The organism is Mycobacterium appelbergii (genome assembly GCF_032883035.1).
GTDB lineage: Bacteria > Actinomycetota > Actinomycetes > Mycobacteriales > Mycobacteriaceae > Mycobacterium > Mycobacterium appelbergii.
The window spans coordinates 103,729-129,760 of sequence record NZ_JAMQTH010000006.1 but is presented as its reverse complement, the minus strand read 5'-3'; the positions used below and the strand labels follow the sequence as shown (position 1 = coordinate 129,760).

The following is a 26,032-nucleotide window of genomic DNA, read 5'->3' as shown; positions in this document are numbered from 1 at the left end:
CGTATTCTCCTCGCGCGAGCGTTCGTGGGTCTCACCGTTGCTCCTGTTTGATGTGATCGAAGAAGGCCCGGATATCGGGCGGGATGTGGGCGATCTCGATGTAGGGCACCCCGGCGTGGCTCGCACTCACATAGGCGAACTGCATCCCGCCGGGCATGGTCCCCTGCTGGATGACCGGGGTGCCGTCGGCTTCTGCGTCGCGCAGAGCCGCTTCGTAGGCGGGCAGGTCGGCGGCCTCGACGCAGACGTGGTGCAGTCCGGGGCCTGCGGCGTCGAGAAACTCGGTGTAGATGCTGGCCCCGCTCACCGGGGCGATGAGCTCGAGCTGCAGGTCGCCGGCGTAGCTCAGCGCGATGTCGGCGACGAAGTCCGCGGGCGCTCCCCGGTAGGTGCAGGTGTCCGGTCCGAAGTGAATTCCGGGCATCCGGATCCATTTCTTCGCGCCGAGCAGCCCGGTGAGTACGCGCTCGGTGGCGTCGAGGTCACGCGTCACCCACGCGATCTGGACAGGTGTCTGGTCAGGCATCGTCATGAGGATATCGCTGGCGCGCCGCAATAGCTAGAACGTGTTCTAGTTCTGCGGGTCTGCGCCGGCGCCCAACAGGCCGAGCAGTAAGTCGATCTGCACGTCGAACATGAGCGCAGGATCGGTGAGCGTGTCGGCGCCGTACTGGCCGAACACCTCGAGGCTGATCGCGCCGACGATCCCCGCCCACGACAGAATGCACCTAGCCACCACGGCGTCGTCGCCGGGAAAGGTGAACTCCGCCCGGAGCCGGTCGAAGTCTGCCGACAGAGGAGGCGCCGCAACGGTATTCGTCATGGCGATATCACCGGCGGCGACGCCGTCGGCAACCGCGGCGAACAACGACCTCACCACCCGGGTACCAGGGGCGACGGTGCGCTCGACAGGGGCCTGATAGCCCGGTACCGGACTGCCGTACAACAAGGCCCAGCGGGCAGGCTCCCCGACGGCCCACTCGCGGGCCGCCCGCGCGATCGCCCGCACCCGCGCGCGCCAGTCCGAACCGGAGTCGGCGGCATCCACCGCATCCGCCAACTCGGTATAGGCGTCCACCACCAGCAGGGTCAGCAACTCGTCGCGACCGGCGACGTAGCGGTAGACCGCGGACGACACCATCTCCAACTCCCGGGCGATGGCGCGCAGCGACAGGCCCGCCGCCCCGTCGACGGCAAGGTGTCGCCTGCCGATCTCGATGATCGCGGCCTCGATGCGCTCCCGGCTGTCCTGACGCTTGCCCATGTGGATGAGTCTGACACAAAACGAGATCACTGCTCTTGATTTGTCGCACCAGGTATGCCACGCTGATTTCGAGAGCACCGCTCTCGGAACTCACAATCGGCCCGAGGAGACTCCCCATGACCACGCGATACGACGCTCCGGGCCGGCTCGCCCGCACCGGCAACGAACTGATCCGCCGGCTCGCCGAATTCGGCGTCAGCATCGCCGGCACGACAGCCCTGAGGGTCCGCGGTCGCAGCACCGGTCAGGTGCGCACCGTGGTGGTCAATCTCATGACCGTCGACGGCAGGGACTACGTGGTGGCGCCCCGCGGCAATACCCAGTGGGTCCGTAACGCCCGAGCCGCCGGGCAGGTCACCACCGGGCCGCGCTGGCGCCGCCGTACCGTCAACGTCACGGAGGTCGCCGACGAGGCGAAGCCGATCCTGCTCAAGCGCTACCTCGACCGCTGGTACTGGGAGGTCAAAGGGCACGCAGGCGGACTGACGCCGAATTCATCCGAAACCGAGTTGCGCTCCGTCGCGCCGTCGATCCCGATCTTCGAATTGGCCGATTAAGGCTGCGGCACAATGTTATCGGCGATATTGCCAGAGGCCTGCACCACGTCCCCGCGCGCCTGTCCGCTGGCACTCTGCCACGAGACCGCGGCCGGGTACTGACCCCAGGTGCTGTTGAACATGCCGATGATGGCGGCCCGGCCGTCGGGCGTGACCACATAGACCGGTCCGCCCGAATCACCCTTCTGACTCACCACACCGTTGGCCATGGTGAACCAGCCGTTGTTGACGGCCTCGACCGTGCCGCAACTCTCACCGGTGATCACACCGAAATGACACACCGGCAGTCCCGGTGACGGCACGATCGCGGGATCCTCCACCAGTGGCCGCCCGCCGGGAAGGATGTTGTTCACCGCGACGTCACCGGCCAGCGCAATGACCTCCCAGTCGGAGATCATGTGGTTGGTGTCGATGGTGGCACCGTCGGGTGTGTTGTCCCGGAACGACGCCTGGTTACCGACGAAATTGCCGTCCCGGTCCGACACCGGACCGCTGCCCCGGCAATGACCTGCGGTATAGCCCAGCCTGGCTTGCGGATCCACGAAGCCCAGGGTGCAGGAGTTGGTGTCCTGGTGGACCTCCATGCCGGGATACACCAGGGCCCCTGGCGTCGCGTGCGCCGGGGACGGCCATGCGAGCAACAACGCCACCGGGGCGGCCGCCGCAATTGCCCGCCACACATTCAGCCACGGCTGGGGCACGGCGGGCCTCCGATCATTGGGCGGTCGTGGGGTTGCCAGCCTACCGTCGCGACCGCACTCCCACACGAAGACGGCCCGGACCGCTCGGTCCGGGCCGCCATTTCGTGCAGGTCAGGGAATCGTCAAAACCTGTCCGGGATGGATCAGGTCGGGGTTGGCGATACCGCTGGCGTCGGCAATCTGCTGGTACCGGTTGCCGTCGCCGTAGAAACGCTCGGCGATCGCCCACAGCGTGTCACCGGAAACCACCGTGTACGTCCGTGGTTCAGGCGCGGGTGGCGGTGGTGGCGGCGGCGGTGGCGCAGCAGGCGCGGGGGGCGCCGACTCCTCCACAGCAGCGGGTGCGACCTCGGGCGCGGCCTCCGGCGCCGGGGGCGGGGGCGGGGGCGGAGGCGGCGGCTCGGTGGTGTCGGTCTTCGACGACCACGCGGCCGAATCACCCGAGTAGAGCACCAGATTGCGGTCGTCCTGCAGGACGAGCTTCACATTCTTCTTGCCCTTGGTGTCCGTATGCCACACCGGCTTGTCGGCGGTGTACAGCACGAAGTTGCCGTCAGTCTGCACCTCGGCACGAACCACGTCCTGGCCGTTGGTGGAAGTCGACCAGACGGATTGGTCACGGGCGTACAACACCAGGTTGCCGTCATCCTGCAACGTCAGCGTGTACGCGCCGTTGTTGGAAGTAAGCGACCCCCCCTTTTCCAGCTTCTGTCCTTCGGTCAGTGTGTCTCCCACGCAATGCCCCTTTCGTGACCGGAAGTCGACTCAGCGCCGACCCCGCCGAGCTTACTGATCTCGCTTTTGATTGTGTGCCGTTCTGCTCGGCCCAATTCAAACGTCATGCAAACTTTTGGCGTCGGCCCCGATCTGCCTACGGTGCGACCGGTCAGGAATCGAATCCGAGGCCGAGCGCATCGAGAGTCCGCAGCAACACATTGCGCCGCCCCGCAGCATGGTCGGCCCGGTCCAGCGACCAGTGAGTGGCCTGTATTCCCATGCTGGCCAACGGTTCCGGCGGAAATGGGAGCGGTCGTCGGCGGACCATCTCCAGCTCGGTGCGCGGCGTGGCGACGCCATCGAGCAGATCGAGGCAGACATCGGCGGCGAAGCGGGTTGCCGCGACCCCGAGACCGGTGAATCCGTTGACATAGGCGACGCGGCCGTGGCGGGCCAGTCCCCAGTGCGCGCAGAACCGGGTGTTCGTGTCGATCGCACCTGCCCACCGGTGACTGAACGTCACGTCGTCGAGTTGTGGGAAGGTGAGGAAGAAATGCGCCGCCAGCCTGCGGTAGGTCGCCGACCGGTCCTCGTAGTGTGCTTTGACTTTGCGACCGAAGTGGTAGACGGCGTCGTACCCGCCCCAGACGATGCGGTTGTCCATGCTGAGCCGGTAGTAGTGGAACTGGTTCGCGCAGTCGCCGACTCCCTGACGGCCGCGCCAGCCGATCCGCGCCAGCTGTTCCTCGGTCAGCGGCTCGGTGGCCAGCACGTAGTCGTAAACCGGCACGGTATGAAACCTGTTGCGACGCAGCAGGCTCGGGAACACATTGGTGGCCAGGACCACTCTGCGCGCAGTGATGGCGGCCCCGCCGGTGTCGATGCGCACGGTCGAGCCGGAGCCCAATGACCGGGCCGTGGTGTGTTCGAAGATACTCACCCCGGCGTCGGTGCACGCCCGGGCCAGTTCGATCGCCAGCTTCGCGGGGTGCACGATGGCGCAGGTGTCGGGTTCGAACAGCCCGGCCAGGTAGGTCGGCGAATCGACCTGCGCGCGGACCGCTTCGGTGTCCAGCAGGGTGCCGTCGCCCGCGGCCGCCGATTCGGCCAGCCAGTCGACCTGGTGCGGCTCGGTGGCGACGGTCAACATGCCGGTGCGCTGCCATTCCGCGTCCAGGTTCAGCCGCTCGATATCGGCAGCCATCCCGTCGAGGTTGTCCAGCCCCATCGCGTTGAGCTCATCGATCTCGTTGGGCCAACGCGACTTTCCGTTCTCATCCCCATGGGTCAGGCTGGCATCGACGAATCCGCCGTTGCGCCCGGACGCCGCCCAGCCGACGCGACGGCCGTCGAGCAGCACGATCCGCCACTCGGGATGGCGTTCGGCGGCGTGCAGCGCCGTCCACAGCCCCGTATAGCCCGCCCCGACCACCGCGAGGTCGCAATCGGTCGACGCGGTCAGTGTCGGATGATCCGGCCGTGCAATGTCCAGCCACACCGAGCCCAGCGTGCTCGACCCCAGCGCACGATCGATCAGTGCAGGGTCGACGTGGGCATCAAAAACGGTCTGCACACCGCGGACATTACGGGGCGGCAGGCAGCTGCACTGCGGTCATGAGGTGATTCACCGGAAGTTGAGCACCTCTTGGCCCCAGGCGGCATGCAGGTCGCGATCCAGATCGGTGACTGTCTTGTCCTGTTTGTCGATCACCAGGGCGGACCGGTCCGCGGGGCGGTACGGCCGCCAGACCGGTTCACCCGGCGCACCGCACGGTTGTCCGGTGGTGGCGAAGTTCACCCAGCGGCGCCGCATGCGTCGCGATACCCCCCGGCCGTGCTTGAGCCCGCCCAACTTGAACGTCGGATCCTTCGGTCCGGCAACCAGATTGCCCCACACGTAGGGCAGCTCGGTGGCGTGCGCCGCGCCGAGTTGCAGCAGCCGCAGCATCGGAGTGGAGAAATCGAACCGGTAGAGATACACCGGCGCGGCCGCGCTGTGTCCTTCGGCGAACCACAGTGACGGCATCCGGAAGCCGACATCGCGGGCCACACCCATGCCGCGAGCCCTGGTGCGCAGGCCCGAATACGCTGACGCGATCTGCGCTTCGGTCGGCAGTTGCAGGCCGGGCTGCTCGGCGGCGATCCCGGCGAACATCTCCCTGATCGCTTCCGGCGTGATCGGCATCAGCGGCGACTTCATCCAGCGGAACAGCGCGGCTTCGTGCTTGTTGGTGCCGATGATCAAGGGCACGGGATGGGTACGGCCCTCGCGGGCGAGCTTCACCGGATAATCCGGCACCACATCGCCGTCGACGTAGGGGGCGAACGCCAGGGTGCCCGGGGTCTGGGTCGGGACCGCGTTGAACACCTCATGGGACGCGGCGAGGATCGCGGCGATCGGCACCTGCGCCAGCCGGCCGGTGTCCTCGGGGCCGATGCCCAGTCGGTTGAGCAACTGTTTGGCGACGCTGCGTGAACGCTCGGCATCGTAGATCGACGTCGCCGGGGAACTCTGCGCGATCGCGGCGCTGAACAAACCCTCGGCGGCCGGGCTGGCCAGCAATGTGGTGACGATGCCACCGCCCGCCGACTCGCCGAACAGCGTCACCCGGGCGGGGTCGCCGCCGAATGCGGCGATGTTGTCGCGCACCCACCGCAGTGCGGCCAGTACGTCACGTAAGCCGAGATTGGTGTCGAAACTCACTGTGCTCGAACCAGATTTCGCGGTGAGATCCGACAGGTCCAGGAAGCCGAAGGCGCCGAGGCGGTAGTTGACGGTGACGATCACGACATCGCCTTCGGCGGCCAGCACGCGGCCCCGGTACAGCGGCTGGCTCGCCGAGCCGAGGACGTAGGCGCCGCCGTGCGCCCACACCATCACGGGCTTACCGTCCCCCGGTTGGGTACCCGACGGCGCCCAGATGTTGAGTACGAGGCTGTCTTCGGACTGGCTACCGCCGAGGTCGAGCGGTATCCGGGGGTCGATCGGCTGCGGACAGACCGGACCGACGGCGGTGGCGTCGGCGACCTCGCGCCACGGACAGGGCGGGGTGGGCGCCCGCCAGCGCAACGCGCCGACGGGGGCGGCGGCGTACCGAACTCCCTGCCAGACCTTGACCGTCCCGTCGTCGGATCCGCGAACCGGTCCGTACTCGGTGTCGACGACGGTCATGGCGGCTCCTCGGTGACGCAGCAGCAGTGAACTCTCCCACGGTACGCAGACGGACCACCACGCACCGTCGGATAGGTTGGTGCGGTGCAAAAATGGGCGCTGCTGGCGGCGGCGATCGTCACCGAAGTCGCGGCCACGCTCTCGCTGCGGGCGTCTCAGGACCACGCCGGCTGGCTGCTCGTGGTCGTCAGCGGCTACCTCGGCGCCTTCGTGTTGTTGACGCTGGTGTTACGGGCCGGAATGCCGGTCGGCGTCGCCTACGGCATCTGGGGTGCGCTGGGGACCGCCGCCACCGCGGCGCTGGCGGCCGTCCTGTTCGGCGACCCGTTCACCTGGCCCATCGCGGCCGGTATCGGTCTGATCATCGGCGGCGTCCTGCTGGTCGAGCTGGGTTCGCGCCCGTCGGAACAGCAGTCATGATGTGGCTGGCGCTGATCGGCGCGATCATCGTCGAGGTGGGTGCGACGTTGGCACTGCGCGCCTCGGACGGGCTGCGTCGCAGGGTGTGGATCGCACCGGTGATCCTCGGATACGTGCTGTCGTTCTACCTGTTGTGGGTGGCGTTGTCACTGGGTGTGCCGGTCGGCATCGCCTACGGCATCTGGACGGCGTGCGGTGTGGCGCTCGTGGCGCTCGCTGCACGGTTTCTGTTCCGCGAGCCGCTCACTCCGGTGATGATGCTGGGCATCGCGCTGATCGTGTCGGGGGTGTTCACGATCGAGTTGGCCGGTGTGACGCACTGACGGCACGCGCCGCCATGGCAAACGCGGTCCCCAACGAGCCGGCCAGCACCACCGTCAGCACGCCCGCCACAGGCACTGCCAGCAGGCCCGCACGTAAGCCGTGGGCGTCGGCGACGACTCCCACCAACAAGGGCGCGCCGAAGAACCCCACCCGCATCAGCCATGTCACCACGGTCAGACCGGATCCGGGACGCAGACCGGGTAGTTGATCCGCCGCATGCATGGCCGCCGGGATCAGCGTGGCGACGCCCAGTCCGGCGGCCCCGAACCCGGCAATGCTCCCGACGACCGACGGGAATGCCAGCGCTGCGCCCATTCCGGCGGCGGTGATCACGCCGCCTGCACGCACCACCGCCGGTTCACCGAAGCGATCGACGAGCCGGTCACCGAGAAGCCGTCCCACGAACATGAAACCCACCAGCGCGACGTAGCCGAACACCGCGACGGCAGGCGCAGCGTGCAGGGTGTCCCGCATGTACAACGTGGCCCAGGAACTCCCGGCGTCCTCGACGGTGGCGCCGGCGATCGCGATCAGCACCAGTGCCAGCAGCACCAGGAATACGCGCGGGCTCGGTCGGGTGCCCACCGCCGCCCGGGTCGAAGGATGATCATCGTGGTCAGGGCCGGGCAGCAGAAACCGGTAGGCGGCCAGCACCACCGCGATACAGCACACCGCGGCCACCGTCAGGTGCGTGCCACGCGGCACGTGGAGTGCGATCGCGGCGGCACCGGCCAGCCCGCCCGATATCGCTCCCACTGCCCACACCGCGTGCAGGGAGTTGATGATCGACCTGCCGTACTTGCGCTGCAACCGCAATCCGTGGGCGTTCTGCGCGACGTCGGTGATGGCGTCACAGGCACCGGCCACGAACAACGCCCCCGCCAGCGCCGCCGGCGTCGGCGCCAGGCCGGCGAACACGACGAACACCGCGAGCCCGATCGTGGCGACGACCGCAACCCGGCTGGATTGGAATCGACGGATCAGCACCCCCGCGGTCAGTCCCGCCACCAGCGCCCCGCCCGAGAACGCCGCGACGGCCGCACCGTATACCGCGTTGCTCAGGTGCAGGTCAGCTTTGATTTCCGGATACCGCGGCAACAGGTTGGCGAAGATGGCGCCGTTGGTCAGAAACAGGGCCGCAACGGCGATACGGGCTCGCCGGTCCGACGTCGTGGCCGAATCCGGCTGCCCTGAACCCACTTCGGCGACACTACCGCGCCCGGGCGGGGATCAGCGCGCCGCCGACACCAGCCGTTCACTGGTCTGCCAGAGGTCGCGCGCCAGCTCCTCGTCGTAGGAATCTTTCGAGGACCGCAGGCGGCGGGTGCCCGCGAAGTAGGCACCGGTGACGCCGTCGAGTGCCGGATCGGCGACCAGCGCGGCCAGGTTGATGCCCGAGCGGCGGACGCTGTGCACCCCGGGCACCATCCGCAGCACCGGTCTGAGCAGACGCCAGGCCAGCTGCTGGCCTGGTGAGTAATCCCGCGACAGTCCCGACGCCGGCATCAGGCCGGGATCGAACGCGTTCACCGCCACGCCCTTGGCGCCGTGGCCCAGGCGGCGGTCCAGCTCGTAGGTGAAGAACATGTTGCACAGTTTGGAGGTGGTGTAGCGGCGCCGACCTTCTTCGCCCGTCAGCCCACCGGGCGCGGGCCGGAGGAGTTCGTCAGCGGTGGTGTAGCGCGGCGCGGGCATGCCGGTGAACTTGTCCGGATCATGGGTGCCGCTGCTGACCACCAGGATCCGGGCCGGGGTCCGCAGGTTGTCGAGGAGTTGGTTCACCAACGCGAAATGTCCGAGATGATTGACGCCGAACGTCATTTCGTAACCGTCGACAGTTGTCTGGGTGCCACCCACGAATTGCAGACCGGCGTTGCACACCACCGCAGTCAGCGGCGGGAGGCCCAATTGCGGCAGGCCGGTGGCGAAGTCACGCACCGATCGCAGCGACGCCAGGTCGAGTGCACTGACCGTGGTGCGTTCGGGTTTACCGAGCCTGGCTGCCGCGTCGGTCCCACGGGCGGTGTCGCGCACGGCCAGGACCACGTGCCAACCCGGCCCGGATTCCAGTAGTGCGCGTGCACATTCGAATCCGAGCCCGGTGTTGGCACCGGTGATCACGACAGTTCTGCCGGTGTTGTCGGTCATTGTTCCTCCAGGAGTATCGGGATGAGGGCGGTGACGGCCTGCCAGAGCCTGCGGTACATGCGCACGACATCGGTGCTGTCGGGCTCGAGGTGCCTGGCGAAGAACACCCCGTCGGATTGCGCGACCGCGAACGCGGTGAGTTCGTCCACCACCCGCCGCGCACGGGCGGGAGCTACGTCGGCCGGCAGTAACCGGCGCACAGCGTCGGCGAACCGCGTGATCGCGGTGTCGCGCACCGTGCGCACCACCGCAGTGACCGCGGGATCGTCGCTGCGCTCCAGTGAAAGCAGGTACAGAAACCGCAGGAATTCCGGGTGCTGTGACTGCAGATCCGCGGTGATGGCCAGTTGCTCGTCGGTTGTCGCCTCGGTGGGGATCGCGGCGAAGAAGCGCTCGGCGCCGCGTTCCATGACCGCAGCCAGCACGCCGTCCTTGGAGCCGAAATGCCAGTAGATCGAGCTGGCAGGCAGTCCGCAGGCCTTGCGGATGTCGCTGATCGACGTGGCGGCGTAGCCGCGCGTGGCCATCAGCTGCTCGGTGGCATCGAGGATCTGCTCACGCGAGTTCGCGCCCTGTTGCTGTTTCTTCGTCAGCGTCCGCTCTGTATTGATCATTACATACAGACTATATGCCACGGTGCACCGCCGGTGAGAGCGATGCAACTTTTTCGCACCGAGCGCACACCCGGCGCGCCGCGATGGCACGCTGAACTGGTGGCGAGCACCGAGGAACTGACCGGACTCTTCCCGCCGGGGAGCCACCTCGGCGACGACGGCACCCTGACCGTCGGAGGCTGCCGGCTCGACCGGATCGCCGCCGAGTTCGGTACCCCGGTGATCGTCGTCTCCGAAGCGGCGCTGCGGGCGCAGGCGCGCGACTACCTGGCGGCGTTCCGCGCCCGCTGGCCCCGCTCCGACGTGGCGTTCGCGTCAAAAGCGTTCCCGTGCACAGCTGTACAGCGGGTGATGGCACAAGAGGGGCTCCACCTCGATGTCGCGGGCGGCGGGGAGGTCTTGTCCGCGCTCAAGGCCGGGGTGGATCCGGCCCGGCTGATCCTGCACGGCAACGCCAAGACGGACGAGGAGCTGGTGCTCGCCATCGCCAACGACGTCGGCCTGGTGGTGGTCGACAATTTCGACGACATCGACCGCCTCGAGCGGATCGTGCCGCGGGGCCGTCGACAACCCTGCCTGGTGCGGGTCATCCCCGGGGTCGATGCACACACCCATGCCTCGCAGGCCACGGGGCACGCCGGTTCGAAGTTCGGGCTGTTACCGGAGGATGCCCGCGCCGCGATTGCGCGGATCGAGGCCAGCGGGCGGCTGCGGCTCGACGGCCTGCACACCCATGTCGGTTCACAACTGCTCGACGTCGAGCAACTGGCGGCCGCGGTGGCACCGATCGCCGCACTCGGCACGTTCGAGGTGTACGACCTCGGCGGCGGGCTCGGGGCCCGTTACACCTACGACGAGCATCCGCCCGGCCTCGACGAGTACGCCGAGGCGATGGTGACCCGGGCCCGCGCGCTGCTGCCCGCCGAGAGCCGGATCATCGTGGAGCCGGGCCGCAGCATGGTCGCGACCAGCGCCTGCACGCTGTACCGCGTCACCACCGTCAAGCGCCAACCAGGTCCGATCACGCATGTGGCCGTCGACGGCGGCATGGGCGACAACCTCGAAGTGTCACTGACCGGTCAACGGTTCGAGGCCACCCTCGTGAACCGGGTCGGCGGCGGCGAGCGCGTCAACGTGGTCGGCAGACACTGCGAATCAGGCGACCAGCTCGTCGACGGCGTACCGCTGCGCGACCCGGCGGTCGGTGATCTGCTGGCGGTGCCGGTCACCGGCGCCTACTGCTACACCATGTCCAACCAGTACAACGGTGCCCGCCGGGTCCCGGTTGTGTTCACCCACAACGGAAATGCCAGGCTCGTGGTGCGCCGGGACACCTGGGACGATCTACTGGTCCGCGATGTCGACTGACGCGATCGGTCCGTGGGCACCAAGATTGTCCCCATGACTGGACCGTCCCCGGCACTGATCGAGCTCGCCCGCCGCCACGGCGTGGCCACCGAGTACGACGACTGGACGGGCGTGCGCACCATGGTGGCGGAGGCCACGCTGGTGGCGGTGCTCGCGGCGCTGGGCGTGCCGGCAGGCACCGAGCGCGAATGTGCCGACGCGCTGGTCGCTCACGATCACGACTACTGGCAGCGTTCGCTTCCGCCGATCGTGCTCGGCCTAGATGGAGTGGCGTCGAGTTTCTGGGTGCACGTCACCCACGGCGACCCGGTCGAGATCACGCTGGCACTCGAGGACGGTACCGAGCGCACGGGTCTGCGCCAGCTGGAGAACAACCGGGCACCGTACGCACTCGGTGACCGACAGATCGGCGAGGCCACCTTCGAGCTCCCCGCGGACCTACCCCTTGGATATCACCGGCTGAAACTGACGGTGGGCCCGTTCGTGACCGACACCCCGGTGGTGGTCTCCCCCGCCACCCTCACGCTGCCCGCCCGCCTCGGCGAGCGGCGCACCTGGGGGCTGACCACCCAGCTGTACAGCACCCGGTCACGAAACTCCTGGGGCACAGGTGATCTCACTGACCTCACCGACCTCGCGGTGTGGTCGGCGGCCGAACACGGTGCAGGCTACATCCTGGTCAATCCGCTGCACGCGGCCGCGCCGACAGCACCGATGGAGCCGTCGCCGTACCTCCCGACCTCCCGTCGCTTCGTCAATCCCCTGTACCTGCGGGTGGAAGCCATCCCCGAATACGCCGCGATGCGGCGCCGGGCCGGCATCCGCGAGGCACGTGCGGCGATCCAGGCGCGCGCGGCCGGTGCCGCCCTGATCGACCGCGACGCCGCATGGCAGGCCAAACGTGTTGCGCTGGAACAGGTATACCGCGTGTCGCGATCAGCGGGCCGAGAGTTGGCATACACCGCCTACCGCGCCAGGGAAGGGCGCAGCCTGGACGACTTCGCGATCTGGTGCGCGCTGGCCGAACAGCACGGCAGCAACTGGCACACCTGGCCGACAGAACTGCAGCATCCTGGCAGCCCGGCGGTCGCGGCGTTCGCCGCGGAACATTCCGGTGCGGTCGATTTTCACCGGTGGCTGCAGTGGCAACTCGACGATCAGCTCACCGCCGCCCAGGCCACCGCGGTGCAGGTGGGCATGGAGCTGGGCATCATGGGCGATCTGGCAGTCGGCGTCGACCCCGACGGGGCCGACGCGTGGGCCCTGCAGGACGTGCTCGCCCTCGGCGTCTCGGCGGGTGCGCCGCCCGATGAGTTCAACCAGCTCGGCCAGGACTGGTCGCAACCACCGTGGCGGCCCGACCGGCTCGTCGAGCAGGCCTACCGACCGTTCCGCGCGTTGGTCAACACGGCGCTGCGCCATGCCGGCGGAGTACGCATCGACCACATCATCGGCATGTTCCGGTTGTGGTGGATACCGAAAGGGGCCGCGCCGACGGCGGGGACCTACGTGCGCTACGACCACGACGCGATGATCGGCATCATCGCGCTGGAGGCGCATCGCGCCGGTGCCGTGGTGGTCGGCGAGGACCTCGGCACGGTCGAACCGTGGGTGCGGGACTATCTGCGCGACCGGGGCCTGTTCGGCACCTCGATTCTGTGGTTCGAGTCCGACGAGTCCGGCGGGCCCCTGCCTGCACAGCGCTGGCGGGAGAACTGCCTGTCCTCGGTCACCACCCATGACCTGCCGCCGACCGCCGGATATCTGGCAGGTGCACACGTCCGCCTGCGGGAGAAACTCGGTCTACTCACCCGACCGGCCGCCGAGGAACTGGCCCAGGACCGTGCCGCCCAGTCCGCCTGGCTCGATGAGCTGCGCCGCGTCGGACTGCTCGGCCCGGACGCCGACACCGAGGCCACCGTCGGGGCGCTGTACCGCTATCTCGGCCGTACCCCGTCGAAACTGCTGGCGCTCTCCTTGGCTGACGCGGTCGGTGAACGGCGGACACAGAACCAACCCGGCACGACCGACGAATACCCGAATTGGCGGGTGCCGCTCGGCGGCCCGGACGGGCGGCAACTGCTGCTGGAGGACGTGTTCGACGACCCTCGGGCAGCGGCGCTGGCCGGCGCCATGGCGGAGGTGACGGCAGCCCACGCCCGGCCCCCGCTGTAACGCAACGGGGCGCTGTTCCGGTTTCACTATTGTCACAGCTGCGATATGTTCGCACCGCACCCGACTGACGGAGATCTCGTGAAGAAGCTTGTTGTGCTCGGCAGCGGCCTGGTCGCCGCCGGCTCGATCGCCCTGTTCGCCGCCGGGACAGCCACCTCCGATCCCAACACGGGCCAGTACAACGTCGTAGGTGAGCCCTACCTCAAGGCCCTGTCGATCCTGAAGAGTCAGGGCGTGAAGGCGACGTTCGGCGGCTCGTTCGGCAGCTCGCTGCCCCAGTCCGAATGCCTGGTCGACTCCCAGAAGGTCAACTCCAACGGCAAGATGATCCTGATGCTGGACTGCAGCGACAAGGCCGCCGAGACGGCGGCGGATTCCGCGGTTCCCGGTGGTCCGACAGTCGGCAGCAACGGTGTCACGACCGTGACGCCGACGCCGGTGGTGCCGATCGCAGGCGCACCCGGTGCCGGGACACCGCCGCCTGCCTGAGGCATGACAACGCGGGTCACCGAACCCGGTACCCGCGTTCCCACCTAGTTTCGTAGACTGCAGGGACACTCGCTCGAGGAGGCCCGCAATGCTGCGTCCACTGAGGTTCGACAACGAGATCGACCCCGGCCCGGTACAGATCCAGGCCCGCAAGGTTCACTTCGACCTCACCGGTATCCCGTTGCACTGGATCCCCGGCCATCCCGTCGCCTCGACCATGGTGAACCTCTTCAACGTCGTGCTTCCGGCGGCCGAACACTGGTTTGTCGCGACGTTCAACGAGGCGCTCCCGTACGTGCGCGACGCCAAGCTGGCCGACGATATGCGCGGTTTCATCGGACAGGAAGCCACGCACGCCGAGACGCACGATCAGGTGATGGAGCAGTTCCTCACCGGACACGGTGTGGACTACGCGCCGATGCTCACCCTGGTCGAGCACGTCTTCACCAAGATGCTCGCGCCGAAGCCCTCGACTGATCCGCAGCGCAGGCTCAGCGACCTGTGCGACCGGTTGTGGCTCATCGCCGCCATCGAGCACTACACCGCGGTGCTCGGCGATTTCGTACTGAACTGCAACTGGGAGGACTTCGACGCCGACCCGACATTGACCGACCTATTCCGCTGGCACGGCAGCGAGGAGGTGGAGCATCGCAGCGTGGCCCACGATGTCGCGGTCTACTTCCAGGACAGCTACTTCAGCCGGGTCAGGGCCATGTCCATCGCCGCGGCGGCGGTCTTTGTGTTCTTCCAACGCGGTACCTGGGATCTGGTCAAGCGAGACCCGACCATCGACGTGAGCTGGTGGCGGATGAACCGCCTGCGCATGCGGGATTCCAAGCTCGGACTGCTGCCGAAGTTCGCCACCATGTTCGGCATCCAGACGCTCACGTACTGCCGGCCTTCCTATTCGCCGGAGGAGATGGGTTCGACGGCCCAGGCAGTCGCCTACCTGGCCAGTTCACCAGCGGCGCGGGCCGCGCACCTCTGACGGGAGTCTCATCGATGCCACTGTTGTCGCGCTACCGGCAGTTGCCGCCGAGCACCTCTGGGCGCTTCCGGCACGATCCGATGGTGGGTATGGCCGAAGTCGCGATCACCACGATGTGGGGTTTGACCCGGTATGTCCGCCGGGCGAAACAACCGCAGGAGCTGAACCGGACCACCGTGTTGACCGTGGTGGACCGCGAGGTGGTGGCCCACGATCAGGACGTCATCGCGCTGACGCTGGCCGACGCCACCGGCGCGGCGCTGCCGCCGTGGCATCCCGGCGCGCACATCGACGTTCACCTGCCGAGCGGACGGGTGCGGCAGTACTCCCTGTGCGGCAATCCGGGCTCGACCGCGACGTACCGGATCGCGGTGCGCCGCATACCCGGTGGCGGCGGCGGTTCGGTCGAGGTGCACGACACGCTGCGGGTCGGCGCCCGGCTGACCACGCACGGTCCACGCAACGCGTTCCCGCTCACAGTGCCCGGCTACGGCTCACCCACCCAGAGGTTCCGATTCATCGCCGGAGGCATCGGCATCACGCCCATCCTGCCGATGCTCGGGCTCGCACAACGGCTGGGCAGCGACTGGTCGATGGTCTACGCGGGGCGCAATCGTGACAGCCTGCCGTTTCTCGGCGAGTTGGCCCGGTTCGGTGACCGGATTCAGATCCGCACCGACGACGTCGAGGGTCTGCCGACCGCGTCCGAGTTACTCGGCGACTGCCCCGACGCGACCACCGTTTACGCCTGCGGCCCGGCGCCGATGCTGACCGCCATCCGCGCCGAGCTAGCGGATCGGGACAACATCGAGCTGCATTTCGAACGCTTCGCCGCACCACCGGTACTCGACGGTGCGCGCTTCTCGGCGTCGGTGGCCTCCACCGGGGCCACTGTCGATGTCGATGCCGACGAAACCCTGCTGGCCGCCTTGGGCCGCGCGGGGGTGGCCGCACCGTATTCGTGCCAACAGGGTTTCTGCGGTACCTGCCGCGTCAGGGTGCTCGACGGAAACGTGCAGCACCGCGACGCGCTGCTCACCGACCCTGAGCGGGCTGCAGGCTACATGCTGACCTGTGTGTCGCGCGCGGACGCGGGCGAGCGACTGACCCTCGATCTGTAGCCCTCGGCGGTACTATTCCGCGCATGCCGTTGGCCGCAGGCGCGATGTTCGCCGGGTACACGATCGTGCGACCGTTGGGCTCCGGCGGCATGGGTGAGGTGTACCTTGCGCGCCACCCGCGGTTGCCCCGTGAGGACGCCCTCAAGGTGCTGCCCGCCGCCATCTCTGCCGACGGCGAGTACCGCGAACGGTTCAACCGTGAGGCCGACATCGCCGCCTCACTGTGGCATCCGCATATCGTCGAGATCCACGACCGCGGTGAAGATCAGTGCCTGCTGTGGATCTCCATGGATTACGTGGACGGCATCGACGCCGCACGGCTGTTGCACGAACGTCATCGTGGCGGCATGTCCAGACATCAGGTCTGCGAGATCGTGTCCGCGGTCGCCGATGCCCTCGACTATGCCCATCAACGCGGGCTGCTGCACCGCGACGTCAAGCCCGCCAACATCCTGTTGGCCCAACCGGGTACCGAACATCAGCGGATCATGCTGGCGGACTTCGGCATTGCCCGGTATGCCGATGAGGTCAGCGGCCTCACCGCCACCAACATGACGGTGGGCACGGTGGCCTATGCTGCGCCCGAGCAGCTACTGGGCAATGACCTCGATGGCCGCGCCGACCAATATGCCCTGGCCGCCACCGCATTTCACCTGCTCACCGGAAAGCCGCCGTTCGAACACTCGAACCCCGCCGTGGTGATCAGCCAGCACCTGTCCGCCTCCCCACCGTCGCTGACCGTGCACCGGCCCGAACTCGCAGCGCTCGATCCGGTGCTGGGCAAGGCCCTGGCGAAAGACCCCAAGGACCGCTTTGCGCGGTGTGCCGATTTCGCGCAGGCGCTGCGTCATCGTCTCGACGACGACACCGTCACCCGAGCAGCGCCGGTCGCCGAGCAGCGCCACGACTCCCGATCGCCACTTCGGCCCGCGGTGATCGTGCCCGCGATACTGGCCGTGCTGCTGATAGCCGCGATTGTCGTTGCGGTGGCGGAGTTTCGGCGAGCGGATGAGCGTCCGGTGGCGAGCACGTCCACGTCGCTCACGAAGACACCGCTCCCCAAGGCACCGCCCTCCCCCGCGCCACCGCCACCCGCAACGCCCTCGGCCAGCACCGTGAACACCGCGGCAGCCACCGCGGCACCGGCGGCTGTGATCGGCGCCGACTGCGCGCCGGTGGGTGCGACCGCGAGCACCGCCGACGGATCGACCGCCTACTGCTCGACGCTGCAGACCACCGGCACCTCGATCTGGTCGTTGAACCAGGGCGTCATCCCGAGCCCGACGGTGACCACCGAGCCGACCGATGAACCGTTGCCCCTGATGGAGGAGTCCCCGGTGCGGGTGTGTATGCAACAGACCGGTATGACGCGACGGGAATGCCGTGAGTCGATCCGTCGCAGTAACGGCCTGCGATGAAGTACGCAGTCCTCGCCCCGGTTGCCGCCGGCATCACCGCAGACCCCGGATGGATGTCGACGTTCGCCCGGCATGTCGAGGCCTGTGGGTTCGAGTCCATCGTGGTCGTCGAACACACCGTGCTGATGTCGCAGTACGCCAGCGTCTATCCGTATGACAAGTCCGGACGCGTTGAGCTGCAGGCCGATTGCCCGGTGCCGGATCCCCTGGACCTGCTCGCGTTTCTGGCGGGCCAGACCAGTCGCCTCGGCCTGGCCACCGGGGTGCTGGTGCTGCCGAACCACCACCCGGTGGTGCTGGCCAAGCGGGTGGCCACCGTTGACGCGCTCAGCGCCGGCAGGGTCCGGTTGGCCGTCGGCGCGGGTTGGCTCAAAGAGGAGGTGCAGGCGTGCGGCACCGACTTCGCCAGCCGCGGCCGCCGCGCCGACGAACAGATCGCGGTGCTGCGCGCCTTGTGGGAGACCCGGGCCGACGGGGCTCAATTCCATGGCGAGTTCTTCGATTTCGATCATGCGATGTGCTATCCCAAGCCGACCCGACGGGTGCCGATCCACATCGGCGGCCACAGCCGCGCCGCGGCGCGCCGGGCGGGCCGGTTGGGCGACGGGTTCCAACCGCTGGGCGTCGGCGGGCCGGAACTGTCCGGACTGCTCGAGGTGATGCGGTCCGCAGCACGTGACGCCGGGCGTGACCCGGACACCCTGGAGGTATCGCTGGGACACCTGGTCGCCAAGGTCGACGCCGAGCGCGCCGGACGCCTGGCCGAGCTGGGTGCCGACCGGCTGGTGCTGGCCATGCCCCCGCTGACTGATGTCGATGAGGCGGCCGAGGTGCTCTCGGCGTGTGCGCAGCGGTTGGGACTCGCGACGTGACCCTCGCCGTCGCCGACCGGTTGGCGTTGGCCGACCTGGTACACCTGTACGCAGCCGCGGTCGACGACCGCCGATTCGATGACGTTGCCGGGTTGTTCACCGAGACAGCCGAATTGCGGCTACCGGAGCCGCCACATGCGCTTGATCCGGTACGGCACTGGCATGGCCGCGACGGAGTCCGCGCGGCACTGACCGCGCTTGGTGAAGTGCCGCGGACACAACACGAGATCGTCGGCGAGGTGTACGCGGAAGGCAGCGGTGCCGGCTACGCGCTGGGCCGGATCACGGCCGTGGCACACCATTGGAGTTTCGGTGCGGACCATCCGACCGACCTGGTGTGGCACCTGCGTTATGACGACGAATACCTGCACACGCCCGGGGGATGGCGCATCCATGGACGCGCGCTGACCATCAACGCTATCGAGACCCGGCCGCTGCGTCGCCTGCGGGGCCACCCTCCTGACAGCCGGCCACCACCGGCGCGCTCATCAGCTGATCCAGCAGCGGGCGCTGCCCGGCCAGCAGCTTCACCCGGGCCACCGCCACCGGAAACCACTCGGCGCGGTCGATTTCGGGGAACTCCCTGATCCGGCCCGATCCTTTCGGCCACTCCATGCTGAATGTCTCGCTGCGCGCCTGCGCCACGTCGAAGTCACCGTGCACCGCGAAGGCGGTGACCACCTTGCCGCCGGCCTGACGCACCGGGGTCAGATCGAGCCGCGGGCCGGCCGGTGGAGCCGATCCGAGTTCCTCGGCGAATTCCCGCTGAGCCGCCGCCCAGGGGTCTTCGTCATCGGCATACTCCCCTTTCGGCAGCGACCATGCTCCGGCATCCTTCCTGGCCCAGAACGGTCCGCCCGGATGCGCGAGCAGTACTTCGACGACATCGCCGACAATCCGGTACAGCAGCAGTCCGGCGCTGAGTTTCGGCATTCGGTGCACGCTACGCGCATTCGGCGACGACACGAGGCGTCGGCCCGTAGCCTCATCGTGGTGAGCGATCAGTCCGCATCCGCCGAATATCAACCCCGCTGGCAGTTGGACATCCACGACGATCCCACCATCGCGTTCGACCGCCGGACCGAGACCATCGTCAAGATTCGCACCGGCGAGAGTTGCCATCTGGGGAGCTACCCCGGGTTCGCGATCACCGAGCCGGACCGCGTGCTGGTCACGAGCGGCCACGCGCCGCCGATCGGAAAGTGGTACGTCACCGGCGAGGAGTGACGTCTAGTCGCCTGCATCACTTTGCTAGACGAATGTGCTGACCATCACTTCACACCCTGAGACCGCCGTCTCAGTCCGCCCCGCCAGATGACGTGGCGCACCGGCTTTTGAGCGGTTTTCGGCCTTCCGAACATAATTTTGTGCTGCCGGAATTAAATCCCTGAACTGCTGGTTTAAGAGAATGTAACCAACATGGGGCTAACAACGAGCCACTCGGTGAACGGCAGCGGACACGCCTCCAAACACTCGGCTCGGCAGATAATCGAACAGCGAAAGAAGGCACAAAAGATGAAGAAGGTCGGATTTGCTACAGCGATTGCGGGCAGCGCTGCAGCGGTCCTCATCGGCTTGGCGGCCCCGGCAATGGCCGCTCCCTCGGGTCCAGGCAATGCGCAAGACACGATCAGCAACCTGCAAGCTCAGGGCTACACGGTCATCGTCAACCGGACCGGCACCACGCCACTGGAGAGCGCCACCGTGGTCGGGGTTCGCCCGGGCCAGACGTACTCGCGTACCGACAAGGGTTTCCCCGGCGCCGCCGGCGACCTGCGGACCAGCGTTATCGGCAAGACGGTTTACGTGGACGTGAAGTAAGCCCAAACATCATGGAGGGGCACCCAATTCGGGTGCCCCTTTCTTGCGTCTGCGGCAGGGCCCCGCTGCGGGCACCGGCGCGGCGGCGCTAGAGTCGCGAGAATGCCAGGCTTCTCCCGGTATGTCGCGCTCGGCGACAGTCAGACCGAAGGGTTGTGGGACGGCGACGACACCGCCGGCCTCACGGGTTTCGCCGATCGGTTGGCCATCGAAATCGACACCCATCACCCGGGATTGCAGTACGCGAATCTGGCCGTGCGGGGTCACTGCATCGGCGACGTGCTGGCCGAGCAGCTTCCCCGCGCCCTGGCCATGCACCCCGACCTGCTCACCGTGTGCATCGGTATGAACGACGTGACGCGGCCCGGACGCTCGTTCGGCCACGCACTGGCCGACCTGGAACGGATCTACGGGCGACTCGCCGAATCCGGCGCCACCGTCGTCACCACGACGTTTCCCGACATCACGCAGATCCTGCCCGTCGGCCGCCTGCTCGGCGACCGCGTGCTCAAGATCAACGCCGCGATCACCGAAGCCGTGGACAGGTACGGATTCCGACTTGTCGATCTCTACGCGGCACCGTCGATGCAGGAACCCGAGACCTGGAGCCCTGACCGCGTGCACGGATCCGCCCGGGGGCACATGCTGTTCGCCGCGGCCGCCGCTGAAGCCCTCAGATTACCTGGCAGCAACCATGATTGGGCACATGCGTGCGGGCCCGGGGTGAAACATTCGGTGCGCACCCGCGCCTATTCGCAGGCGTTATGGACCCAGAACATGCTCATGCCGTGGATCTGGCGCCACCTGCGCGGCAGATCCGCAGGCGCCGGACGCACCGGACGGCGCCCGGTGCTGACGAGAGTGAGCACTTAGCCGCCCCACTCTCGACCGGAGTCAGGGACCGGTCCAGGTGGAGTCGAGCTGTTCGGCGACATCGATCACCTTGGCCCGCTCCGATTCCGGGCTGTCGATCTCGCCGGCCACATGGGCGGCGATGAAGCGCCTGATTTCCGCGTCGACGCCGCCCAGCACGCGCAGCACCTCGGCGCGCAGCGATTTGGAGGTGACGTGGATGGAGATGTCGGACGGCCGCGGCTTCTTGACGTCGAGGATCAACAGCAATGGTTCGGCGGCCAGCGCGGAAGCGCGCAACGCGATCTCGCCGAACACCATGAACTGCGGGCGGTCGATGCGCAGATCGATCACCATGTCGATCTCCAGCGGGATGCGAATGGAGAACGTGATCGTCTCGCCGACCTGCCGGGTCACCCTGGGCTTCTGAATCTTGACGCGCGCGGTGACCTTGGCGATCTTGCCGGGGCCCTGGCCGATCGGTCCGATTTCGAAGGCGTCGCCGGCGATCGCTCCGATCGCGTCGCCGACGCGGTCCTCGGAGACGGCGACCTCGAAGAACCGACGGCCGAAGTCTTCGTAAGTGATGTAGTCGTGGTCAGCCATGGTGCCCATACGGTCTCACGTCGGCCACCGGGGGCGGTACAACCGGGCCGTAACGCGCACTCACCCGACGTCGGCGAAGTAGCGCAACCTGCTGATCGCGAGCGGTTTCGGCGTGAGATCGGCGATCAGCACGGCCCGGTGACCGGCAGAATCCAGCCCGGCGACCACGCTGTATCCGGACACCACGGGTTTGCGCCAGCGCGCCCCGGCGGTGAGCTCGACCAGCTCGGACGCGCCCAGCGGGCCGTGGTCGCCGGTATGGACCGCAGTGTCCCGCGCCAACGCGCGCCGAACGGCCACCTCGTCACCTGCGCACAGGTCGTCGAACAACCTGGTGCACAGTTGTCGCCCGCGCCTGCCCGCCCGCCGGAATCCTGCGGCAAAGCCGACCGCGCCGCCAGGCCCCTGGTTGCGCAGCAGCGCGCCCGCCAACTGCATACCGGCGGGCGCCGCACCGATCCCGTTGCGCACGAACTGGCCCACCATGGCGGGCAGCTGCCAGTAGGCCTGCAGCTCGGCGATCTCAGGTCCGGTCTGCCCGGGCCGCAATGCGTAACGCAGATAGGCCGGGATCCGCATGGTGACCGCGGCGCCCATGGCGACCTCGAGTTCGAGGTCGCGAATCACCGTGGTGCCGTCGACGATGTCGACGTCGCGGTGGAACGTGATGTTGCGCGGTCCGATGAACGTGTCGTAGAACCGGGCGATCTCTCCGGCCCCGCGGTGTGGGCGCGAACCGACGGGATCCTCGATCTGTCCGCCCGCAGCGAACAATCCCACCCATCCGTCCCGGTCGTGGGCGCCCGCTGCCTGCGGTGATCGCTCGACAGCGGCCAGCAGTTCGTCTCGAGTCATGGCCATGGTGTTCGTTTATCATCCCGTCTGTTGGTCGCTGCGCGCACACTGGAGTCAAGCGCAGTTTGGCTGAGGAGGACGCGATGAGCGGTAACGGACCTTTCGGATTCGACCCCGACGACTTGGATCGCGCTGCCCGCGAGGCCATCGACGGGCTCGGCAAGTTCTTCGCGACCTCGGGTGAGCGGGGCGGCTGGGCGTCGCTGCTCGACGAGGTCACCCGCTTCTCCAAGCCCAGGACCGAACCGGAGACCACCGGTGAGACCGGCGACGGGGTGTGGGCCATCTACACCGTTGACGACGGGGGCGACGCCAACATCGAGCAGGTCTTCCCCACCGAACTCGACGCGCTGCGGGCCAACAAGAACAACACGGATCCGACCCGTCGGGTGCGGTTCCTGCCGTACGGTATCGCGGTCAGCGTGCTCGACGCCGACACCGACACCTCGGAGTGACCGCCGGAAAAAGCCGACCCGGCCAGGGCGGTTCCGGTTAGGCTTCTCACCCGGGGCCGAACGAGCCGGTCCCGGTGGCAGGCAGACCTGAGGGTGGGACATGATTCGCGAACTGTTCGTCGCCGTGACGATCGCCGGCGCCGCACTGGCAGCAGCTCCCGCGGCGGTTGCCGACCCCGACAACTTCTATCCGGACAACCCGGGCCGCTATCCGACTGATGTCCCCGGCATGAGTTACGAGGCGTCGCAAGGCGCACCGTGCTTCAGTTGGGAACGCAATGTCTTCGGTCGCGGCCCCGGCGGCACGGCGATGCAATGCAAGTGGATCCCCAACCAGTGGCCGCCGGTCAACACCGGTTTCTGGACGTACGCGTACCCCCTGCACGGGGTGCAGGAGATCGGCAGCCCGTGCCCGGAACCGCAGGCTGCTGCCCAGTCCCCCGACGGCAGGCCGATGCTGTGTCTGGGCGCCCAAGGCTGGCAGCCGGGTGTGCTGACCGGGAGCGGCTTCTTCCCCGGCTGACCCCGACGGACACCCCAGGCCATACAGCTATGTGATCGGTGTATGGTCGTGGCACCCAAAGTCCGCACACAGGAGTGCCATGAGCGGTGATGTGACCTTCAACCTGTCCACAGTGTTCTCCACCGTGGCGCAAGCCATCGGCGAGCAGACCTTCCTGGTGTGGCGCGACCGCCGGTTGAGCTACGCGGAGTTCGATAGCCGTGTCGACGGGTTCGCCCACCATCTGGTCGCGGCAGGCCTCGGCGCGCACGCCGAGCGCCATGCGCTGGCCGGGCATGAATCCGGGCAGGATCATCTCGGAATCTATCTGCGCAACGGCAACGAGTACCTCGAGTCGATGATCGGCAGCTACCGCGCCCGGGTGGCCCCGTTCAACGTCAGTTATCGCTACGTCGAGGAGGAACTCCACTACCTGTTGACCGACTCGAACGCCCGCGCACTGGTCTACAACGCAGAATTCGCCCCCCGGGTCGCCGCGATCCGGGACCGGCTGCCGAACCTGCAGGTGCTCATCCAGGTAGCTGACGAATCAGGCAACGAGTTGCTGCCCGGCGCTGTGGATTACGAGACGGTCCTCTCGACGGCGCCGCCCGGCGGGGCTGAATTCGCGGCTCGCCGCGGCGGCCTGCCGACACCCTCGGGCGATGACCTCTACATCCTGTACACGGGTGGCACCACCGGCATGCCCAAGGGCGTGCTGTGGCGCCAACACGACATCTTCCTGTCTTCGATGGGCGGGCGCCCCTTCGGCAGCGATACGTTCCTGAGCTCCTACGAGGAGTTGGCCGAGAAGGCCCGGGCATCGGCAGGCGCGATGTCGATGCTGATGATCCCGCCGTTCATGCACGGCGCTGCACAATGGGCGGCCTACAACGCCATCACCATGGGCGGCCGGTTGGTGATTCCCGACGACGTGGTGCGGTTACGCCCGGCGGCGGCGCTGCGGCTGGCCGAACGTGAACGGGTGCTGAGCATTCCGGTGGTGGGCGACGCGATCGCCCGGCCACTGCTCGACGAGATCGAGGCCGGCGATTACGACCTGTCCGGCCTGGTGACGATCAGCAACGGCGGTGCCCCACTGTCACCGACGGTGCGCGAACGCATCCTCACCGCGCTTCCGCATCTCATGCTGCTGGACGCCGTGGGTGCCTCGGAGTCAGGCGCCCAGATGAGCACCTACGCCACCGCGGGCGGCGACACTGCGGTCGCCACCTTCACCGCGCAATCCGACACCGCGGTGGTGGCCGAGGATCTCAGCCGCGTGCTCGGCCCCGGCGAAGGGGGCGGCTGGCTGGCCCGCCGCGACCTCATCCCACTGGGCTATCTGGGTGACGCCGCCAAGACCGCACGTACCTTCCCCACCATCGACGGCGTGCGCTGGTCGGTGCCGGGAGACCGGGCAAACATGTTGGAGGACGGCCGGATTCAATTACTCGGCCGTGATTCGGTGACGATCAACTCCGGTGGCGAGAAGATATTCGTCGAAGAAGTGGAGCGGGCGATCTCGGCGCATCCGGCCATCTATGACGTGGTGGTGGTCGGCCGGCCGTCGGAACGCTGGGGCAGCGAGGTGGTCGCCGTGGTGCAGTTCGCCGACGGCGCATCAGCCAGCGATCAGGAACTCGCCGAGGTGTGCGCCACCTCGATCGCCCGGTACAAGATCCCCAAGGCGTTCATCCGGTCGCCGAAGATCGTGCGCTCCCCTGCGGGCAAGGCCGATTACCGCTGGGCCAAGTCCGTTGCAGTCGAACACGCCGACACCGTCAGCACCGCGTAGTTCAGTCGTTCTCGAACAACTCCCGGATCGCCGCCAGCATCGCGGTGTGAGCGTTCACCGCCTCGGTCACCGTGAGCGGTAGCAGTGGTCGCGGCGCGGTGATGTGCAGTGCTTCGGTGACTCGCGTGCCGCCGTCGACCGGCTCGAATGCCACGGTGCTGTCGAGCCCGACCCGCGGAAACTGGCGCGCCTGTGCGGTGACAGTGCCGGAGGCGCTCACGGCGATGCAGGTCTGATAGGTGATGCGTAACGGCAACGGTCCCAGTCGGATCCGATCGCTGACCCGATACGTACGAACACTCGCGCCTGCGGATTCGGTTCCCGAGGTGCGACGTACCGAGACCACCAGCGGGTGTACGCGGGTGATGTTCTCCAGGTTGACGTAGAAATCCCGCACCTGCCTCGGTGGGGCTGGGATGTCCCCGGTGACGGTCCGGTGTGCATCAGCGATCCACCAGCTCACCGGGCGAACCCTACCCGTCCGGTTCGCCCTGACCGGCGGATTCCACCACCGCGACCGGCCGCAGATAGGCCCAGACGAAGAACGTGGCGGCGACGACGAGCAGACACAGTCCCACCCACCAGTTGGCGTCCGTGCCGATATAGAGGTCGACACGGTTGTCCGCAGGGCCGTCGTGGTGATCGGCCAGGATGGCAGGCACCAGGCCGGAGACGAGCAGTACCGCACCGTAGATTCCCAGCAGTGCACCGATGATGTTGCGGATGTCGAACAGGTGGAACCGCGGCGCCCCGGCGGCTCCCGAGTTGGCAGTGCGTGACATTCGGCCTCCCGAC

The 26,032-nt window shown here is 67.7% G+C and carries 30 protein-coding genes and 1 pseudogene; 17 read left to right on the top strand and 14 right to left on the bottom strand.

Going from position 1 to position 26,032, the window contains the following annotated elements:
- Positions 1-31: 31 nt before the first annotated feature.
- Both M1247_RS15040 and M1247_RS15035 read right to left on the bottom strand, forming a co-directional pair.
- The gene (locus M1247_RS15040) at positions 32-526 is read right to left on the bottom strand and encodes a VOC family protein (protein ID WP_317157150.1); all 495 of its coding nucleotides are present in this window, start codon (positions 524-526) and stop codon (positions 32-34) included.
- A 45-nt stretch (positions 527-571) separates the two neighbouring features.
- Entirely contained in the window at positions 572-1,264 is a 693-nt protein-coding gene (locus M1247_RS15035) for a TetR/AcrR family transcriptional regulator (protein WP_317157149.1), read from the bottom strand.
- Positions 1,265-1,380: 116 nt separating this feature from the next.
- Between M1247_RS15035 and M1247_RS15030 the strand changes: the two genes are divergently transcribed.
- Positions 1,381-1,821 carry a nitroreductase/quinone reductase family protein gene (locus M1247_RS15030; RefSeq protein WP_317157148.1) on the top strand — a complete coding sequence of 147 codons (441 nt, stop codon included), beginning with the start codon at positions 1,381-1,383 and terminating at the stop codon, positions 1,819-1,821.
- On the opposite strand, the gene M1247_RS15025 is transcribed toward M1247_RS15030, so the two are convergent.
- The 4 genes from M1247_RS15025 to M1247_RS15010 form a co-directional block, all read right to left on the bottom strand.
- Positions 1,818-2,522: an Rv1815 family serine proteinase gene (locus M1247_RS15025; RefSeq protein ID WP_317157147.1), complete on the bottom strand. Its 705-nt coding sequence runs from the start codon at positions 2,520-2,522 to the stop codon at positions 1,818-1,820. The genes M1247_RS15030 and M1247_RS15025 overlap by 4 nt on opposite strands.
- A gap of 111 nt (positions 2,523-2,633) precedes the next feature.
- Positions 2,634-3,257, bottom strand: coding sequence for a LysM peptidoglycan-binding domain-containing protein (locus M1247_RS15020; RefSeq protein WP_317157146.1), 624 nt, complete (start codon positions 3,255-3,257; stop codon positions 2,634-2,636).
- 151 nt (positions 3,258-3,408) lie between these two features.
- Positions 3,409-4,812: an NAD(P)/FAD-dependent oxidoreductase gene (locus M1247_RS15015; RefSeq protein WP_317157145.1), complete on the bottom strand. Its 1,404-nt coding sequence runs from the start codon at positions 4,810-4,812 to the stop codon at positions 3,409-3,411.
- Positions 4,813-4,863: 51 nt separating this feature from the next.
- A complete protein-coding gene (locus tag M1247_RS15010) occupies positions 4,864-6,411 on the bottom strand; it encodes a carboxylesterase/lipase family protein (protein ID WP_317157144.1) in 1,548 nt (515 codons plus the stop codon).
- Positions 6,412-6,495: 84 nt separating this feature from the next.
- Between M1247_RS15010 and M1247_RS15005 the strand changes: the two genes are divergently transcribed.
- Entirely contained in the window at positions 6,496-6,831 is a 336-nt protein-coding gene (locus M1247_RS15005; RefSeq protein WP_317157143.1) for a DMT family transporter, read from the top strand.
- Positions 6,831-7,154 (top strand): DMT family transporter, encoded by a 324-nt coding sequence (locus tag M1247_RS15000; RefSeq protein WP_317157456.1) that lies wholly within the window; start codon positions 6,831-6,833, stop codon positions 7,152-7,154. Before M1247_RS15005 ends, M1247_RS15000 begins: the two co-directional genes overlap by 1 nt.
- Here M1247_RS15000 and M1247_RS14995 read toward each other — a convergent pair.
- The 3 genes from M1247_RS14995 to M1247_RS14985 are packed head-to-tail and all read right to left on the bottom strand — an operon-like array spanning position 7,123 to position 9,917.
- Complete coding sequence (locus M1247_RS14995) at positions 7,123-8,355, bottom strand: MFS transporter (protein WP_317157142.1); 1,233 nt, start codon at positions 8,353-8,355, stop codon at positions 7,123-7,125. The genes M1247_RS15000 and M1247_RS14995 overlap by 32 nt on opposite strands.
- 30 nt (positions 8,356-8,385) lie before the next feature.
- Positions 8,386-9,303, bottom strand: a complete 918-nt coding sequence (locus M1247_RS14990; protein ID WP_317157141.1) for an SDR family NAD(P)-dependent oxidoreductase — start codon at positions 9,301-9,303, stop codon at positions 8,386-8,388.
- Positions 9,300-9,917: a TetR/AcrR family transcriptional regulator gene (locus tag M1247_RS14985; protein WP_317157140.1), complete on the bottom strand. Its 618-nt coding sequence runs from the start codon at positions 9,915-9,917 to the stop codon at positions 9,300-9,302. The genes M1247_RS14990 and M1247_RS14985 overlap by 4 nt, the downstream gene beginning before the upstream one ends.
- A 42-nt stretch (positions 9,918-9,959) precedes the next feature.
- On the opposite strand from M1247_RS14985, the gene lysA reads away from it, so the two are divergent.
- The 8 genes and pseudogenes from lysA to M1247_RS14945 all read left to right on the top strand — a co-directional run.
- Positions 9,960-11,285 (top strand): diaminopimelate decarboxylase, encoded by a 1,326-nt coding sequence (gene lysA / locus M1247_RS14980; protein WP_317157139.1) that lies wholly within the window; start codon positions 9,960-9,962, stop codon positions 11,283-11,285.
- A gap of 33 nt (positions 11,286-11,318) precedes the next feature.
- Positions 11,319-13,460: a 4-alpha-glucanotransferase gene (malQ, locus tag M1247_RS14975; protein ID WP_317157138.1), complete on the top strand. Its 2,142-nt coding sequence runs from the start codon at positions 11,319-11,321 to the stop codon at positions 13,458-13,460.
- A 78-nt stretch (positions 13,461-13,538) separates the two neighbouring features.
- Positions 13,539-13,949 carry a hypothetical protein gene (locus M1247_RS14970; RefSeq protein ID WP_317157137.1) on the top strand — a complete coding sequence of 137 codons (411 nt, stop codon included), beginning with the start codon at positions 13,539-13,541 and terminating at the stop codon, positions 13,947-13,949.
- An 88-nt stretch (positions 13,950-14,037) separates the two neighbouring features.
- The gene (locus M1247_RS14965) at positions 14,038-14,937 is read left to right on the top strand and encodes a metal-dependent hydrolase (RefSeq protein ID WP_317157136.1); all 900 of its coding nucleotides are present in this window, start codon (positions 14,038-14,040) and stop codon (positions 14,935-14,937) included.
- A 14-nt stretch (positions 14,938-14,951) separates the two neighbouring features.
- Positions 14,952-16,058, top strand: coding sequence for a PDR/VanB family oxidoreductase (locus tag M1247_RS14960; protein ID WP_317157135.1), 1,107 nt, complete (start codon positions 14,952-14,954; stop codon positions 16,056-16,058).
- A gap of 23 nt (positions 16,059-16,081) precedes the next feature.
- The gene (locus M1247_RS14955) at positions 16,082-17,476 is read left to right on the top strand and encodes a serine/threonine-protein kinase (protein WP_317157134.1); all 1,395 of its coding nucleotides are present in this window, start codon (positions 16,082-16,084) and stop codon (positions 17,474-17,476) included.
- On the top strand, positions 17,473-18,348 hold the full coding sequence (locus M1247_RS14950; protein WP_317157133.1) for an LLM class F420-dependent oxidoreductase: 876 nt from the start codon (positions 17,473-17,475) through the stop codon (positions 18,346-18,348). Before M1247_RS14955 ends, M1247_RS14950 begins: the two co-directional genes overlap by 4 nt.
- Positions 18,318-18,737: pseudogene (locus M1247_RS14945) on the top strand (nuclear transport factor 2 family protein); the annotation flags it as partial. The gene M1247_RS14950 and the pseudogene M1247_RS14945, both read left to right, overlap by 31 nt.
- 28 nt (positions 18,738-18,765) lie before the next feature.
- Here M1247_RS14945 and M1247_RS14940 read toward each other — a convergent pair.
- Positions 18,766-19,281, bottom strand: coding sequence for an NUDIX hydrolase (locus M1247_RS14940; RefSeq protein ID WP_317157132.1), 516 nt, complete (start codon positions 19,279-19,281; stop codon positions 18,766-18,768).
- 60 nt (positions 19,282-19,341) lie between these two features.
- On the opposite strand from M1247_RS14940, the gene M1247_RS14935 reads away from it, so the two are divergent.
- From M1247_RS14935 to M1247_RS14925, 3 genes are all read left to right on the top strand, one after another.
- Positions 19,342-19,575, top strand: coding sequence for a hypothetical protein (locus M1247_RS14935; RefSeq protein ID WP_317157131.1), 234 nt, complete (start codon positions 19,342-19,344; stop codon positions 19,573-19,575).
- Between the two features lie 288 nt (positions 19,576-19,863).
- On the top strand, positions 19,864-20,169 hold the full coding sequence (locus tag M1247_RS14930; protein WP_317157130.1) for a hypothetical protein: 306 nt from the start codon (positions 19,864-19,866) through the stop codon (positions 20,167-20,169).
- Positions 20,170-20,271: 102 nt separating this feature from the next.
- The gene (locus M1247_RS14925) at positions 20,272-21,042 is read left to right on the top strand and encodes an SGNH/GDSL hydrolase family protein (RefSeq protein WP_317157129.1); all 771 of its coding nucleotides are present in this window, start codon (positions 20,272-20,274) and stop codon (positions 21,040-21,042) included.
- Between the two features lie 21 nt (positions 21,043-21,063).
- Here the strand turns inward: M1247_RS14925 and M1247_RS14920 are convergent, their stop codons facing one another.
- Both M1247_RS14920 and M1247_RS14915 read right to left on the bottom strand, forming a co-directional pair.
- Positions 21,064-21,627 (bottom strand): hypothetical protein, encoded by a 564-nt coding sequence (locus tag M1247_RS14920; protein WP_317157455.1) that lies wholly within the window; start codon positions 21,625-21,627, stop codon positions 21,064-21,066.
- A 60-nt stretch (positions 21,628-21,687) separates the two neighbouring features.
- Complete coding sequence (locus M1247_RS14915; RefSeq protein WP_317157128.1) at positions 21,688-22,488, bottom strand: nuclear transport factor 2 family protein; 801 nt, start codon at positions 22,486-22,488, stop codon at positions 21,688-21,690.
- A 77-nt stretch (positions 22,489-22,565) separates the two neighbouring features.
- On the opposite strand from M1247_RS14915, the gene M1247_RS14910 reads away from it, so the two are divergent.
- From M1247_RS14910 to M1247_RS14900, 3 genes are all read left to right on the top strand, one after another.
- On the top strand, positions 22,566-22,937 hold the full coding sequence (locus tag M1247_RS14910) for an Rv0313 family protein (RefSeq protein ID WP_317157127.1): 372 nt from the start codon (positions 22,566-22,568) through the stop codon (positions 22,935-22,937).
- A gap of 100 nt (positions 22,938-23,037) precedes the next feature.
- Positions 23,038-23,460, top strand: a complete 423-nt coding sequence (locus M1247_RS14905; RefSeq protein ID WP_317157126.1) for a hypothetical protein — start codon at positions 23,038-23,040, stop codon at positions 23,458-23,460.
- Positions 23,461-23,539: 79 nt separating this feature from the next.
- Positions 23,540-25,237: an acyl-CoA synthetase gene (locus M1247_RS14900; RefSeq protein WP_317157125.1), complete on the top strand. Its 1,698-nt coding sequence runs from the start codon at positions 23,540-23,542 to the stop codon at positions 25,235-25,237.
- A 1-nt stretch (position 25,238) separates the two neighbouring features.
- Here M1247_RS14900 and M1247_RS14895 read toward each other — a convergent pair whose 3' ends face one another.
- Both M1247_RS14895 and M1247_RS14890 read right to left on the bottom strand, forming a co-directional pair.
- Entirely contained in the window at positions 25,239-25,700 is a 462-nt protein-coding gene (locus tag M1247_RS14895; protein WP_317157124.1) for an SRPBCC family protein, read from the bottom strand.
- A gap of 10 nt (positions 25,701-25,710) precedes the next feature.
- Complete coding sequence (locus tag M1247_RS14890; RefSeq protein ID WP_317157123.1) at positions 25,711-26,019, bottom strand: hypothetical protein; 309 nt, start codon at positions 26,017-26,019, stop codon at positions 25,711-25,713.
- Between the last annotated feature and the right edge of the window lie 13 nt (positions 26,020-26,032).